This is a genomic window from Methylomonas sp. DH-1 (genome assembly GCF_046097555.1).
In the GTDB taxonomy this organism is placed as follows: Bacteria; Pseudomonadota; Gammaproteobacteria; order Methylococcales; family Methylomonadaceae; genus Methylomonas; species Methylomonas koyamae.
In genome coordinates, this window is sequence record NZ_CP143089.1 from 4,409,959 (window position 1) to 4,424,036 (window position 14,078).

Below are 14,078 nucleotides of genomic sequence, written 5' to 3' on the forward strand. Positions count from 1 at the left end.
GTCTGCTATCAGTTCCAATGCAGTCTTCGTTATGAATTCAATACATTCCACACCAATTCACTTTCTATGATTTTGGCGAATTCATCAGCTGAGAAACCGTGTGGATAAAGATCATCTGATTTGCTTTGCTCAATGACTGTCCTCATGGCTTCTGCGCAAATGTTGCCAAAGGTACTTTCACTATAGGAATCACCATTACGTTTTTTTTCATCAGCTATCGCTTGATGCATGTCCTTTAATAAATGCCGTTCATTTCGAAGTGCAATCATGATTTCCTGAAGCGAAACCTTAAGAAAACCTTCGAAGCACTCATGATCATGCTCAATTGAAGTGTCAATGATCCAGCAATGCGTCTGCACATTATTGTAATCCTGACCACCAATGAATGCCGAAAGAGTTGGATCAGTTTTTAGCCTTTCTGTCACAAACGCACTTTTGCGTTTCATTTGAAGACCTGCTTTTCGCAGCGTATTTGTTCGGTGCAGCCAGGCTTCCCGATTAGACTTGCGCATATATCCAGATTTAACTTCAAAGATAAATAGGTGACCATCAAGAAAACAGAGCAAGTCGATTTCGCCTATTTCATTGTCAGCATCGCGAGGCGGATTGAAGTTACTTAATACGTTAAAGCCTCGGCGCTCAAATGTTTCCGCAAGTCGTTTCTCGATACGATTGGTTTCCATTTTTAGCTCGGTTCGGCTTCTACCTAATCTCCGCAAATTGTTCACGATTGCTGTTACATTGTTTTGGAAAGCAAATACCCATGGCAATTGGAAAAAATAATTGCCAATTTTGAAAATGGGCAGTTCATGCAATTCTGGGGCTATGGCGTATTGATGCTCGCGTAATGTTATGGATAGTTGTTTTAGGTCATTCGACCAAAAATCTAGGATGGCTTCAGTTAACTCTCTATTGCCGTTTGGATGTTTTTCGCTACAAGTCCAACTGCGAATTCTAGCGATCTTTGCCTTTCGTTCTGAAAAGGTAATTGGGAAGCGCATTTCCCCTTCGATAAGCCCCGCAAACGCAAATGTAACCAATGCGGATAACCAGTTTCCGGTTTCCTCGCGGTGTTTACAATAGGGCAAAATATAACCATGCTTGTAAAACGCATGCATCAGTTCGATTGTCAGCAAGGTCTGGAACAAATCTATTTTGTAGTTATTGTCGGTCGTTATTTCATCGTCAAGACCGTAAATTTCTGTCAATTCAAGCTTGGTGCGAATGGCTGATATCCACGCAAACCGATTGCTTTCCTCATTTTCAGGACTGCCAAAGCGGACAAATGCGAAATCGGAATTGAAAAATTCAGCGAAAGCTCTAAATAGCCAATATTGCTGCAGTCTCTCAAACTTCTTACCATTTCGCGCCCATTCGTAATTTTCTTGGTTGACTCGTGGATATACAATCAGTCTTGCCCCTTCAAATCGAATGTCATAGTCCTCGTCAAAGCAAAAGCAATTGATAGTTTTACTAAAAAATTCATTGAATTGAAGATAGGCGGCAACAAGGCTTTCAAAAGTCTCTAGGTATAAAAGACATTTCTCGGCAGCCCTCGCCGTGGATGCTGATGGAAATAATAGTGATGCCATATGCTTTTGAAGCGACTCACCGATGATACGCTCTGAAATAAAAAAATCGCTATGTGTGCTAGTTTTGAGCTTCGAAATAAGAATCTGATTTATGGCGTCGGTGATGTCCTGAAAATACTCAGCATTTACATCTGCGCGTTCCTTGTTAAATAACTCTGGCCTCAATTCTTGCTGACCGTGCCTGTATACGACATTTTTAAACGCAAATAAGCTGGCATAAGTCAACGTTTCCATTGGCGTCAACCGTTTCAGCTTTGCCTCTATTGACTGAATCGCGCTTTTAAATTTTTTATATTCATCCTGAAGAATTTCACAAGCTTTAATAAACTCGATGAGACCCACGGTATTTGCCAGCTCAAGGCCGATTATTTCCTTCCAGCGTATTTCAGTTGGTGACAAAAATACCTGGGAATATCGAATTGCTCGCCTGAGTGCATCTGGTGCGGTTGCAACTAAGTGTTGAAGCCAATCTGACCGGGTAGTTTTATTTTGCTGAAGGTAACGAGCCAACGCAAATGCAAACGCATCGCTTTCGAAAACTTCGGCGCTAACATCGTCCCAAAAACTTGCCAACCAAAAATCAGAATCTCGATCAACAGAGTTTAAATTTCGCTTACCTGCTTTTATTGGTTTTCCGTCTAGGTATCGGTGTATCAAACTTATGGCTGCATCATTAGCCGATAAGTCTTTCTCCAATAACAGTAAATATCTATCTTGGTAAGCATTGCTGGTGGGTTCTATTGCCATATTTCAGTTAATTAACTTATTCAGCCTGAGCGGAAATCCATTGTAACGATCATGAAGCCTGTGCAACACCCCGGCAAATGAAAGTCGCCATAATTTTGGTGTTATCTTTGCATCGTTTGATTGATGACTTTCAGAGTAAGCTGATTAAATAAACTGTCAGGAATAAAACCACAACCGGACCATCAAGTAGGACAAACAACGATTGTTCAAATGTCTCAAGTTGGCCGATCTGCACCACTGGCGGTTTCGATTGCAATACCCGTTGGTTTTGAGATTGGAACCGATGACCGATTTCACCGGAATGCGCGGCCGGCGTCTGCATTAGCAGCGGAGTCGGGTCAGAAGGAGATCAGCGACAAATTTAAAACGATACAAACGGCATTGGACAACGCGCCGTAAATCGCCAGCGAACTATTTAGTTTGGTTTTAACCATCGCAAATAGCGCCATGCAAAGTCCGCCGATATCCAATGCCAAAAACACAATAACGAAAATCATAACCCCGTCGAACAGATTAGTTCCGGGTGACGAGGCGGCTAGAGTGGCAGGCATTAAAATCAATAACCAAACAGCGCAACTCGAAGCCGAGATGATCAATGAAGCTCGGGCAAAGCCGTAGCTGCGGCGCCGGCTTTGCCGGCGATCGCCGCCCGGCCATTGCGATATAGGCTGGTTCAATTCATGCTCCCTGTTTCAGAAATTGTATCGGGACGTCACGATAAGCCAAAATCTATCCAGCGAGCTATTGCGCAACGTAGGATTTGTCCGACATAGCACAAAAAACCACGCGTCGGCCGGAATCAGGCTCCGTCAAGTGCACTACCGCGGCATTCCCGCCGGCACCGCCATCGCCTGCGCCACGAAGCACGCCGATTCGGCCTGCCCCCTTGGCAGATCGACGCTTAAAGCGCCCGAAACCGGTAGCCGCCGGCGGTTTGCCATGACAAATAAATTTTGCCGCCATGGCTCAACAAAAAGGCATCGTCGGCAGCGACCAGACTCGATTCCGCAGTTTCGGGTTCAGACCAGCGGCTACCGCCGTCGTCCGACTGGATCAATTTGACCAGATTATGGCTGCCGTCGAACTCGGACCAGACCACTACCACTCGTTGGCCCTCCGCCAAAACCTGGGGATGTTTGGCCCCGGGATTGCCGAAGCGGTGCGGGGCGGAAAATCCGGCCGCCGCATCCGACGCATGCCCGTAAAACAAACCTTGCCGGTCGGGCGCACCACTGAACCAAACGCCATGCACGCGCCCGTCGTCAGCGATCGACAACCCCGGCCCGTGATGCGGGCAGGCATCGATTTGCCAATTCTCGCTGCTGACCCGCTGCGCCGGCCCGGGCGTATTCCAGTCGCGGAATCGGGATAGCGCGTGGTCGCGAATGTTGCCGTCGTAAACATGTCGCCACATCACGACCGGCAAATTGTTTTGATCTATTTCGACGCCCAAGCGGCAACATTCGCAACTGTGCGGGGCGACGATCCGGTTGGGGTGGAAGCTCGCGCCGCCGTCGCCGGACCAGGCGTAATACACGGCAGTACCGTTAAACTCCTGCTTGGCGGCTTTAGCCTTTTCCTTATCGCGCGCATCCAGCCAGGCGATAAATACTTCGCCGTTTTTACCCACGGCCAAAGCATCGAAGCGATGGCTGATAACGTCGACGTTATCGTTCACCGTTACCGGCCGGGAAAAGCTTTTGCCGCCGTCGGTGGAGCGGCTGAAACGGATATGGCCGGTGTGGCGTTTTTCCAGACTTTGCGTCCAAGTCAGGTAGATATTGCCCTCCGGGCCGATTTTGATTTTCGGCCGGTATTCGCCGTGGGCGGCAACTGCCTCGGCTTCGGCATTGACCATGACCGGCGCGGAAAAATGCCGGCCGGCATCATCCGACGCTTGCAGATAAATATGCTGTTGCTGCACCCACACGATCCAGAGCTTGCCGTTATGGTCGAAGCTGGCGGTAACGGTATCCGAACAGTTTATCTGCGGCAAAGCTTGCGGACTGGCGCAATCGGCTGCGCTCACGGTAGCTTGCTGCAGCAAGGCGGAAGGCCGGCTCTGATCGAGCGGGACGGGATCGGTCGCACAAGCCGTGACGAATAAAGTTCCGATTACGGCCGAAAAAAGCTTGGATAGTTTCATAGGTCATCCGGCAGGTTGAAAGGTTACGGCCGGTTTGCGCCGTAAGCGTTGAATTGTTGTGGTTTGGACGATTAGCGCCTGCGTAAGCGCAGCGCGCGAATCGGGCGTCATGATACTGAAAAATCGCGGCTACGGAAGCCGATTTCGAGCGCCCCACCCCGCCGCTGCCGATCGCGCATAAAAAAGCCCCGGCCGTTGCCGGCCGAGGCTGCGCGTGCTCACTGGCTAAAAACCGCTATTCCGCATCCAATTCGTCGGCCGACAGTTTTTTTCCGGGAAAATAATTGGGCGCAACGCTGATCAAAATCGTGACGAAAGTAGCGATGTAAGGCACGGACTGTACCGCCAATACCGCAACCCATAACCGGCCGCTCAAATTATCGAAATATTCGATGGAGCGCATGGCGACGATACCGGCAACCAGCAGCGTCAGCAACAGCAACTCTTGCCAGATGATCAGCAGACCGGCAACCAACGGACCTTGCTGTTCGTATTTCGGCGTACGCATGAAGGGCTTGCCGGACGTAAACAAGCCCTGCAAGGTTCCGCGCGCCACGGTATGGGTCAGCGACAGGCCGGCCAGAGCCGCGCCCAAGGCCTGCAACATCGAACAAGCCACCCGCGCCTTGTACAACCATAAGCCACGCACGATCTTGAAGGCGAACAATCCTATCGTCGGCAGCAGGAAGGCGTTTACCGGCAACTCGCTGTGCTTGGGATCGGCGACGATCAAAGCTGTCAAAATCAAACTGGTGCCGGTAAACAGCAAGGCCAACGCATCGGAAAACCACGGCAACCAACCTGCGACAAAGTAGTAGCGTTGCGCCGACGTCAGCGAAGACCTCTTGTTAGGCAGGAAATGCCGCCAATGCTTTTTGATGATCTGCATCGCGCCGTACACCCAACGGAAGCGTTGCGTCATATAGCCGGAGAAGGTATCCGGCATCAAGCCGCGGCCGAACGATTCTTTGCAATACACCGAATCGTAACCGGCCTCGTACAAACGCAGGCCCAGTTCGCTGTCCTCGCAAATGCACCATTCGCCCCACGGGCCGACTTTTTCGAACGCCGATTTGCGCACCATCGTCATCGTGCCGTGCTGGATGATGGCATTGTATTCGTTACGCTGCACCATGCCGATGTTGAAGAAACCGGCATACTCCCAATAACACATATTTTTGAACGAACCTTGGTGGGCGTCGCGGTAGTCTTGGGGTGACTGGACGAAGCCGACATTTTCCTGGTCGAAGTACGGCACCATGGCTTTCAGCCAATCCGGCGACAAAATGTAATCGCTATCGATGACCGCAATAATTTCGGCGTCCTCTGCGGTATTTTCCAGCGCATAGTTGATCGCGCCGGCTTTGTACCCGGGCCAGTTATCCAAATGGAAGAAGCGAAACTTCTCGCCCAAGCGGTCGCAATCGTCGCGCACCGGTTGCCATACGGCCGGGTCCTTGGTGTTGTTGTCCATTACCAAGACTTCGTAATTGGGGTAGTCGACCTTGGCCAGGGCATTCAAGGTCTTGCGTACCATTTCCGGCGGCTCGTTATGAATCGGCAGATGGATCGAGACTTTCGGGTAACGGAAATCGGCCGACGGCGTCAACGGCTGGAAGGTGCGGCGGCCTTTTCTGTGCCAAATGACTTCCGCTATTTCCAAGCTTTCGGTCAATAGCACCAAAATCGCCATGGCCTGCATCATCAACAATATCGCCCAAAACACCACGGAAAAACCGGTTTGGTATTGGGCGGCGGCAATCGAGGCCGACCAGAACAATACCGAGGCCGCCAAGTTGGCGACGATGCCGAAAAAGAATTTACCGGGCAGTTTCAAGCTTTTCCGCGTGAACAGGAAGGCAGCCATCAGAATGATACTGAGTATGGCCGCGCCGCTGGCCCAGTTACGCCAGGTCGGATTGGCCAACACGTCGCCTTCCATAGGGAATTTGGGCTGGCGGTCGGCATTGAACAAGCCCCAGTAAGCGCCGGCGGTACCTTCCAGCTTGATTTTCCAAGGTTGGTCGAAGGCCTCGACCACGTAGTAAATCACGTTCTCTGCGGTGGCTCGGTTCAGGAATTCGCGTAAAAACTTGGCCTGATTCGCCAGCGATGCGGTAGCGGCTTTTTGCGGCGGACCGTCGGAAGGCCAACCCACCTCGGTAATGACGATGGTTTTATCGGGATACAGTTTTTGCAATTCGTAATAACGTTTGAACACGTATTCGACGGCGGTATCTCCTGCCGCGCCCTGGGGCAGTTCGACCGGAATGCCTTCCCAATAAGGCAGGATATGCACCGCGATATAGTCTACTTCGGCAGCCAATTCCGGATGGTCCACCCAAATATCCCAGGTCTCGGCGGTGCTGACCGGCTTCCAGGTGCGCTTTTTGACTTCGCGGATATATTCGATCAACTCGTTAGCTTTATTGGTAACTTCAAGATTGATCTCGGCCTTAATTTTGTCCTGCAGTTCCTGCTCGGACATCTGGCCGGCAAACTCGTCGCGCACGCGTTTGGCCACCGGTTCGCTGACCTTGTTTCGGACCCGCAACAGCGATTCGTTGCCCACCAGAGTCCGAATGATCGTTTTCGGATATTGGTTGGCCAGATTGATCAGACTCTCGACTTCGCGCTGGTTCTTATCCAACCGTTTTTGCCGGTTCTCCTCGCTTTCTTCGTCCTCGACCAAATCCACCCAGCAGCCCATCGCCAGATTCAACGCGCTTTTCGCGGTCAATTCCGGCACGACTTCCATCCCTTCCAGGGCGGTATAGGTCCTGATCGAATGCGCCTTACCCGACAACAGCTCGACATCGGCTTGGATTTGTTCGCGGGTCGGGAATATGCTGTCCTGCGGATTGAAATCGCGCTGTTTGGGGTTGAACGTCACCCCCATCATCGTGTCGCTCCAAGAAGGCAACTTTAACGGGTTATTGATGTATGACCAGATACCGAGGTTGATCAGCACCAACAATACCAAGGTGAAAAATGTGGCAATTTTGGCTTTCATTTCGACAGAAAGACTCCGCGTTAGTAGGTTTTTTGTGTATTTTTATATTTATTACGGCGTTACAAGCCAATCCTTCGGCGGATTAATCTCGTTTGCTGTGTCGTATCTGATTGCGACGAGGCGCAAAGGCGTCCAGTCAAGATGCGGGCCACACATTCCAGTCAGGCAACAAACTTACCTACAAAATATAGCGGCATTTGGAATACCCGCCTGAGACCGAGCCCTTGACAACCAATAACCGTAGTTTGCAGCGGCATTGAAAGCTGTCTCGCTTAGCCCTGTCTTAAGCGGGTATGCGGGAAAACTTTTATTTCAACGAAAGGGTTTCGACGCGTCCTTTCATTTCGATATTCAGTTTATCTTCTTTAGCCAACCAACCGATGGCCCGCTGCACTTCGTTTTTGCCCAGGCCGGTTTCGGTTGTAATCTTATTCACGCTGGCTTCGCCATTCGCGTTCAGAAATTGCCAGATTGCTCCGGCCGCTTCGCCAATTGTATCTACCATTTCAACTCCTTATCATTTGCACAACAAAAAAAAAAGCGGCTTTTCTCCGGCTAAAACGCCGCAAAAGCCCTGTTAAACAAGCAAACGCAACTAACGCTCGTCAGGCAACACAATGTTCAATTCCAATGTTTCCTGATTACCGTCTTGCTCGAAATTGACGGTAATAGCATCCTGCCCGACATTCACATATTTTTGGATTACTGCCAATAGTTCTTTTTGTAGTTCTGGCAAATAAGAAGGCTGGTTGCGCGAGGCTCGCTCGTGCGCCACCAGAATTTGCAGCCGCTCCTTGGCCAAAGACGCCGTATTGGTCTTCGACGATCTGAAGTAATCTAAGAGACTCATCACTTGCTCCCGAACAGCTTGCTAAACAAGCCCTTCTTCTCTTCCTCGATAAAACGGTGCGGCCTGTTTTCGCCCAAATAGCGGGCAACGATATCGGCGTAGGCTTGGCCGGCGTCGCTTTGCTCGTCCAATATGACCGGGGTGCCGGAGTTGGAAGCGTTCAATACCGATTTCGATTCCGGAATGACGCCCAGCAGGTGTAGCGACAAAATCTCCTGTACGTCGTCGACGCTCAACATTTCGCCCAGCTTAACCCGATCCGGTGCGTAACGGGTCAGCAGCAGATATTCCTTGATCGGTTCTTCGCCCTTTTCGGCGCGGCGGGATTTGCTGGCCAAGATACCTAACATCCGATCCGAATCCCGAACCGAAGACACTTCCGGATTGGTTACGACGAACGCGTCGTCGGCGAAATACATGGCAAGTGTAGCACCGCGCTCGATTCCGGCCGGCGAGTCGCAAACGATATATTTGAAATCTTTGGACAGCTCTTCCAGAATCTTGCCGACGCCTTCGGTCGTCAGCGCATCTTTGTCGCGGGTCTGCGAGGCCGGCAGAATGTACAACTGTTCACAGCGCTTATCCTTGATCAAGGCCTGGTTCAGAGTCGCTTCATTATTGATAACATTGACCAAATCGTAAACCACGCGGCGTTCGCAACCCATGATCAGGTCGAGGTTACGCAGTCCCACATCGAAATCGATCACGGCAGTCTTGTGCCCCCGCTTCGCCAAGCCCATCGCGATCGCGGCACTGGTCGTGGTCTTGCCCACGCCACCTTTTCCCGATGTTACTACGATTATTCTGGCCAAAATTATTCCTCCAAGAAAAGCTTAAAACTCTTTAATGATCAGCGCTTGATTGTCCAGACTGATCTGCAACGGCTTATGCGCCGGATATTTGCTCAAATCTTCGCTCAGTTGGTAAATTCCGGCGATTGAGATCAATTCGGCTTGTAGATCGGAGCAGAAGATACGGGCCGAAGTATCGCCCAACACGCCAGCCAGAGCTCTGCCACGCAGCGAACCGTAAATGTGGATATTGCCTTCGGCCATGATTTCGGCGCCGGCACTGACGGTGGCAGTAACGATCAAATCCCCTTTCGCATATACCCGCTGCCCGGAGCGGACCGGTTGCGTGACCAGTTTGTTTTCCAGCGTCTGGCTTTGTTGTTTCGGCGCTTCGACGACCGGCGGCGGCAATGTTTTTGCAGTGGGCTTACTGGCGGCGAGCGGAGCATTGGCGCCATGCAGGGAATAATGCGGCAGATTCATCTCCAGGGCGTCGTCGCTTTGCTTTTGGCTACCGCCGCGAATACCGATCGGCATGAAGCCGTGCTTACGCACTAATGCAACGATTTCAGAGAAATCCAGATCGAGATTTTGCGCGTTCAGTTTCTGCAAATCGATCAACAAAGGCGAGTTTTTGAAAAACTCGGGAGCTTGCGCGACTTTTTCCTGCAATTGCTGATCGATCAGGACCAAGTCGTTACCGGCTAGCAGCAATACCGGCACCGTCAGCGACGTGCTTTTGAACTCCAAAGCTGTTTTTTGCGTAATAGGTGCGCCGGTCGACATTTATTTTGGAAAATAAGCTGCTGTACGCCCGGAATACTACCATTTTCCGTAACAAAAAGCACAAACCCTTAAAGGAGAAACAAAGTCGCCAAACCCAAAAAGGTCATAAAACCAACCACATCGGTGACGGTGGTCAGCAATACGCCGCCGGCCAAGGCCGGGTCGATCCCCATCTTGTCCAACAACACCGGTATCGCGACTCCGGACAACGCAGCGCAAACCAGATTGATCAACATCGCCACGCCCAACAAAATACCGATATCCGGCCGGTGGAACCACATGCCGGCAACCACCGCAACGACGCCGGCCCACAACAAACCATTCAGCAATCCGACCGAAATTTCCTTCCACAACAACCGGCCGGCATTACTGCCGCTGACTTGGCGCAAGGCCAAGCCTCTGACCACCAAAGTCAGGGTCTGGCTACCGGCGATACCGCCCATACTGGCGACAATCGGCATCAGCACCGCCAGCGCGACAATCTGTTGGATTGCGTCTTCGAACAAATCGATTACCGAGGCCGCCAAAAACGCCGTCAGTAAGTTTACGCCCAACCACAACGCGCGGCGTTTGGCACTACTGACCACCGGCGCAAACATATCTTGCTCTTCGCTCAAACCGGCCATGCTCATCAGCGAATGGTCCGCTTCGTCCCTGATCAAACCGATAACGTCTTCGACCGTGATCCGGCCAACCACCCGGCCGTCGTCCGCCAACACCGGCGCGGATAGCAATTTGCGCCGCTCGAACATTCCGGCCACCTCTCGGCTCGGCAACCGGTAGGGAATACCGGCAATGCGCGTGTCCATCACCGCAGCCACTTTAGTGTGCGGATCGTGGCTCAATAATTGGCTGAGGGGCAATACTCCCTGAAAATGCTCCTTGCGGTCGACAACAATCAGACTGTCGGTATTGGCCGGAATATTGCCGCGCAAACGCAAGTAACGCGACACGACATCGAGCGTAACATCGGCGCGTATTGTCAGCACATCGTCGGACATGATGCCGCCGGCGGTATGTTCGCCGTAGCTCAAGGCTTTTTCGATCCGGTTGCGGTTATGTACGCCGATCGATTCCATGACTTGCGACAACAGCGGCTCGGGCAACACGTGCAACAGATCGACCATGCCGTCGGCGCCCATCGACTCGGTGGCGGCAATCAAGTCTTTGCGATCGGTGATTTTCAGCAAGGCGGCGCCGACTTCGACGTTCACTTCGACCAGAATCTGGCCTATCACGCCGGGCGGGATCATCGACCATAATTTTGCCCGCCGCTCGGGGTCTAAGGCTTCGAGAATATGCGCGGCTTCCGCCGGGTAAAGCGAACGCACCAGATTTCTGACGTCGATTTGCGAGCCGTTGGTCAAAACCTCTAGCGCCCTGTCCAATAAAGATTCCGCGTTTTCGAGCTTCGCTGCTGATGTCATAGGTATAAAACCAAAAAAGGGCCGGTGGCCGGGTTTAACGCAACTCCCGATGCCTGACGATGACGTTGGAGGTAATCGTTTGAAAATGTTTGCTAAGCGCCTCGACCAGATACACCGAACGGTGTTGGCCGCCGGTACAACCGATCGCAATCGTCAAATAACTGCGGTTATCCGATTCGAACCGGGGTGCCCAGCGACCGATGAAATAACCGATGTCGTGCAGAAACTCCTTCACCATCGGATCGTTCTGCAAAAAATCGGCAACCGCGGGGTTTTTGCCGGTTAAGCCTCGTAACTCAGGTGCCCAATACGGATTGGGCAAGCTACGGGCGTCGAATACAAAGTCGGCGTCCAACGGAATCCCGTATTTGAAACCGAACGACTGGAACAGAATCGACAACGAGTTTTTGCCTTTCTCGCCCAACCTGTTTTTCAATAAGTCCCGCAACTGGTGGTAATGGGTGTAGCTGGTGTCGATGACGATATCGGCCCTCAAGGCCAGCGGACGCAACATCTCCCGCTCGATTTCCAAGGCTTCGCGCAAGGGCCTGCTTTCGGTGCTAAGCGGGTGGCGGCGGCGAGTTTCGCTGTATCGTTTCAGGATGATGTTCTCATCCGCTTCCATATACACCAGCTCGCAGTCGATACCCTTGCTGCGAATCGAGGCCAGACTATCCGGAAAACCGGCCAGATTGTCGGAGCGGTTGCGAGCATCGATGCCGATCGCAGTCTTACTGTAGGTAGCTTGATTTTTCAGCATCACGTGATCGACAAAGTCGGCCAGCAATGCGACCGGCAGGTTATCGATGCAGTAATAACCGCAATCTTCCAGAGTATCCAAAGCGATACTCTTGCCCGACCCCGATAAACCGCTGACGATAACAAGCTTCATGACTGACTGGGCACGAGACGAAAGCCATTTTCATCCCGTGCCGCCGAATATCCGATTAACGATGGTTTTGCGATTTTTCTTTGTGCTTGACGATCTGGCGGTCGAGTTTGTCCACCATATTGTCGATCGCCGCATACATATCTTCTTGCACGTCTTCGGCATAGAGCTTGGCCCCGCTGACCTGTACCGCCGCTTCGGCTTTTTGCTCCAGTTTCTCAACGGTCAAAATGACATGGACATCAACGACGTTGTCGAAATGGCGCTTGATTTTGCCGATTTTCTCTTCGACATAAGCTTTCAACGCCTCGGTAACTTCTACGTGATGGCCTGTGATACTAACTTGCATGGAATACTCCTGTTTTTAAAAATTATTCTTCCCGATCGGTTAAATGTGCCTTTTCCGCTGGCTGGTTGAAGGGATGGACATCGCTTCCCGATATTTGGCGATGGTGCGGCGCGCGACGTTAATGCCCTTCTCGTTCAATAAGTCCGATATTTTACTATCGCTTAACGGCTTGGCCGGATTTTCGTTGCCGACCAACTCTTTTATCAGCGCCCGGATTGCCGTCGCCGAGCACTCGCCTCCGCCATCGGTACTGACATGGCTGGAGAAAAAGTATTTGAATTCGATCACGCCGTGCGGGGTGTGCATGTATTTCTGCGTGGTCACCCGTGAGATCGTCGACTCGTGCAGTTCCAATTCTTCGGCGATATCGCGCAATACCATCGGTTTCATCGCGATCGCGCCGTGTTCGAAAAAATCGCCCTGCTTTTCGACGATACTTTTCGCCACTCGCAACAAGGTGTCGTTGCGGCTATGTAAACTTTTGATAAACCAGCGCGCTTCCTGCAAGTGGTTCTTCATACTGACGTTGTCCGAACTATTGTCGGCGCGCTTGATCATGCCGGAATAGAATGGATTGATGCGCAGCTTCGGCGCGATATCCGGATTCAGGCTGACCAGCCACTGGCCGCTCACTTTCGCCACAAAAACGTCGGGCACAACATATTCGACGTCGACTTCCTGCAAACTGGCGCCGGGCTTGGGATCCAAGGTCCTGATCAAGGCCAATATGCCTTTCAGCTCGTCTTCGCTAAGCCCGACCCGTTTCATCAACCGCGCCTGGTCGCAACTGGTCAGCAAATCCAGGTGCCGGTGCACGAAATCCAAAGCCTCCGCCTTGTAACGCGTGCTATCCGGCAATTGCTGCAACTGCAACCGCAGGCAATCGGCCAAGTCCAATGCGGCAACACCGACCGGGTCGAAATTCTGAATCCGATGCAGAACGGCCTGGACTTCGTCGAATTCCAAACCTTCCAACTGCTCCTGCAAACCCTGAAAAATGTCCTGCAAATCGCTGGCAACATAACCGTCGTCGTTGATCGCATCGATGATCGCCACGGCAATCGCGTAATCCCGGTCCGAGATCGGAATCAAATCCAGTTGCCACAGCAGATGGTCGCGCAAACTTTCGGATTTGCCGCGAAAGGTTTCGAATTCAGGCGTATCGCTGTCATCGCCGCCGCTGGGCAACGAGCTTTCGTAGACGTCGTCCCAACTGACGTCAACCGGCAATTCGTCCGGCATATCGGTTTGCGAACCTTCGCTGGTGACTTGGTCGGTGTTGTCGAGTTTCTTATCGCGGAACTCCAAAGCCGGCAGCTCTTCTTCGTCCAATTCCAGCATCATATTGGATTCCAGTGCCTGCTGAATTTCCTGCTGCAAATCCAAAGTCGACATTTGCAGCAGCTTGATTGCCTGCTGCAACTGCGGCGTCATGGTCAAACTTTGACCGATGCGGAGCTGTAAGGATTGCTTCATGACTACTCGGAT

12 protein-coding genes are annotated in these 14,078 nt (G+C 51.7%); all 12 read right to left on the minus strand.

The genetic code is table 11. The features are described 5' to 3' along the window. Positions 1–29: 29 nt before the first annotated feature. Positions 30–2,339, minus strand: coding sequence for a nuclease-related domain-containing protein (locus tag VXJ35_RS20180; protein ID WP_064022940.1), 2,310 nt, complete (start codon positions 2,337–2,339; stop codon positions 30–32). 338 nt (positions 2,340–2,677) lie between these two features. After that, entirely contained in the window at positions 2,678–2,935 is a 258-nt protein-coding gene (locus VXJ35_RS20185) for a hypothetical protein (RefSeq protein ID WP_157198241.1), read from the minus strand. A 305-nt stretch (positions 2,936–3,240) separates the two neighbouring features. Next, on the minus strand, positions 3,241–4,368 hold the full coding sequence (locus VXJ35_RS20190; protein WP_231914794.1) for a sialidase family protein: 1,128 nt from the start codon (positions 4,366–4,368) through the stop codon (positions 3,241–3,243). A gap of 352 nt (positions 4,369–4,720) precedes the next feature. Next, positions 4,721–7,498 carry a glycosyltransferase gene (locus VXJ35_RS20195; RefSeq protein ID WP_064022942.1) on the minus strand — a complete coding sequence of 926 codons (2,778 nt, stop codon included), beginning with the start codon at positions 7,496–7,498 and terminating at the stop codon, positions 4,721–4,723. A 307-nt stretch (positions 7,499–7,805) separates the two neighbouring features. Further along, positions 7,806–8,003, minus strand: coding sequence for a winged helix-turn-helix domain-containing protein (locus VXJ35_RS20200; protein ID WP_054761389.1), 198 nt, complete (start codon positions 8,001–8,003; stop codon positions 7,806–7,808). 90 nt (positions 8,004–8,093) lie between these two features. Continuing rightward, the gene (minE, locus tag VXJ35_RS20205) at positions 8,094–8,348 is read right to left on the minus strand and encodes a cell division topological specificity factor MinE (RefSeq protein WP_054761388.1); all 255 of its coding nucleotides are present in this window, start codon (positions 8,346–8,348) and stop codon (positions 8,094–8,096) included. Continuing rightward, positions 8,348–9,160, minus strand: a complete 813-nt coding sequence (gene minD / locus VXJ35_RS20210) for a septum site-determining protein MinD (RefSeq protein WP_054761387.1) — start codon at positions 9,158–9,160, stop codon at positions 8,348–8,350. The genes minE and minD overlap by 1 nt, the downstream gene beginning before the upstream one ends. A 21-nt stretch (positions 9,161–9,181) precedes the next feature. Then, positions 9,182–9,889 carry a septum site-determining protein MinC gene (gene minC / locus VXJ35_RS20215; protein ID WP_331711081.1) on the minus strand — a complete coding sequence of 236 codons (708 nt, stop codon included), beginning with the start codon at positions 9,887–9,889 and terminating at the stop codon, positions 9,182–9,184. A gap of 104 nt (positions 9,890–9,993) precedes the next feature. Then, the gene (gene mgtE, locus VXJ35_RS20220) at positions 9,994–11,352 is read right to left on the minus strand and encodes a magnesium transporter (RefSeq protein WP_064022944.1); all 1,359 of its coding nucleotides are present in this window, start codon (positions 11,350–11,352) and stop codon (positions 9,994–9,996) included. A gap of 34 nt (positions 11,353–11,386) precedes the next feature. Next, entirely contained in the window at positions 11,387–12,244 is an 858-nt protein-coding gene (rapZ, locus tag VXJ35_RS20225; protein ID WP_054761378.1) for an RNase adapter RapZ, read from the minus strand. A 55-nt stretch (positions 12,245–12,299) separates the two neighbouring features. Next, the gene (gene hpf, locus VXJ35_RS20230; RefSeq protein WP_054761376.1) at positions 12,300–12,590 is read right to left on the minus strand and encodes a ribosome hibernation-promoting factor, HPF/YfiA family; all 291 of its coding nucleotides are present in this window, start codon (positions 12,588–12,590) and stop codon (positions 12,300–12,302) included. A gap of 39 nt (positions 12,591–12,629) precedes the next feature. Further along, on the minus strand, positions 12,630–14,066 hold the full coding sequence (locus VXJ35_RS20235; RefSeq protein ID WP_064022945.1) for an RNA polymerase factor sigma-54: 1,437 nt from the start codon (positions 14,064–14,066) through the stop codon (positions 12,630–12,632). Between the last annotated feature and the right edge of the window lie 12 nt (positions 14,067–14,078).

Bases quoted from the DNA above. Each gene is read 5' to 3' on its own strand.
- VXJ35_RS20180 (WP_064022940.1), bottom strand. From the start codon at position 2,339: ATGGCAATAGAACCCACCAGCAATGCTTACCAAGATAGATATTTACTG.
- VXJ35_RS20235 (WP_064022945.1), bottom strand. From the start codon at position 14,066: ATGAAGCAATCCTTACAGCTCCGCATCGGTCAAAGTTTGACCATGACG.
- mgtE (WP_064022944.1), bottom strand. From the start codon at position 11,352: ATGACATCAGCAGCGAAGCTCGAAAACGCGGAATCTTTATTGGACAGG.
- minE (WP_054761388.1), bottom strand. From the start codon at position 8,348: ATGAGTCTCTTAGATTACTTCAGATCGTCGAAGACCAATACGGCGTCT.
- hpf (WP_054761376.1), bottom strand. From the start codon at position 12,590: ATGCAAGTTAGTATCACAGGCCATCACGTAGAAGTTACCGAGGCGTTG.
- VXJ35_RS20195 (WP_064022942.1), bottom strand. From the start codon at position 7,498: ATGAAAGCCAAAATTGCCACATTTTTCACCTTGGTATTGTTGGTGCTG.
- rapZ (WP_054761378.1), bottom strand. From the start codon at position 12,244: ATGAAGCTTGTTATCGTCAGCGGTTTATCGGGGTCGGGCAAGAGTATC.
- VXJ35_RS20200 (WP_054761389.1), bottom strand. From the start codon at position 8,003: ATGGTAGATACAATTGGCGAAGCGGCCGGAGCAATCTGGCAATTTCTG.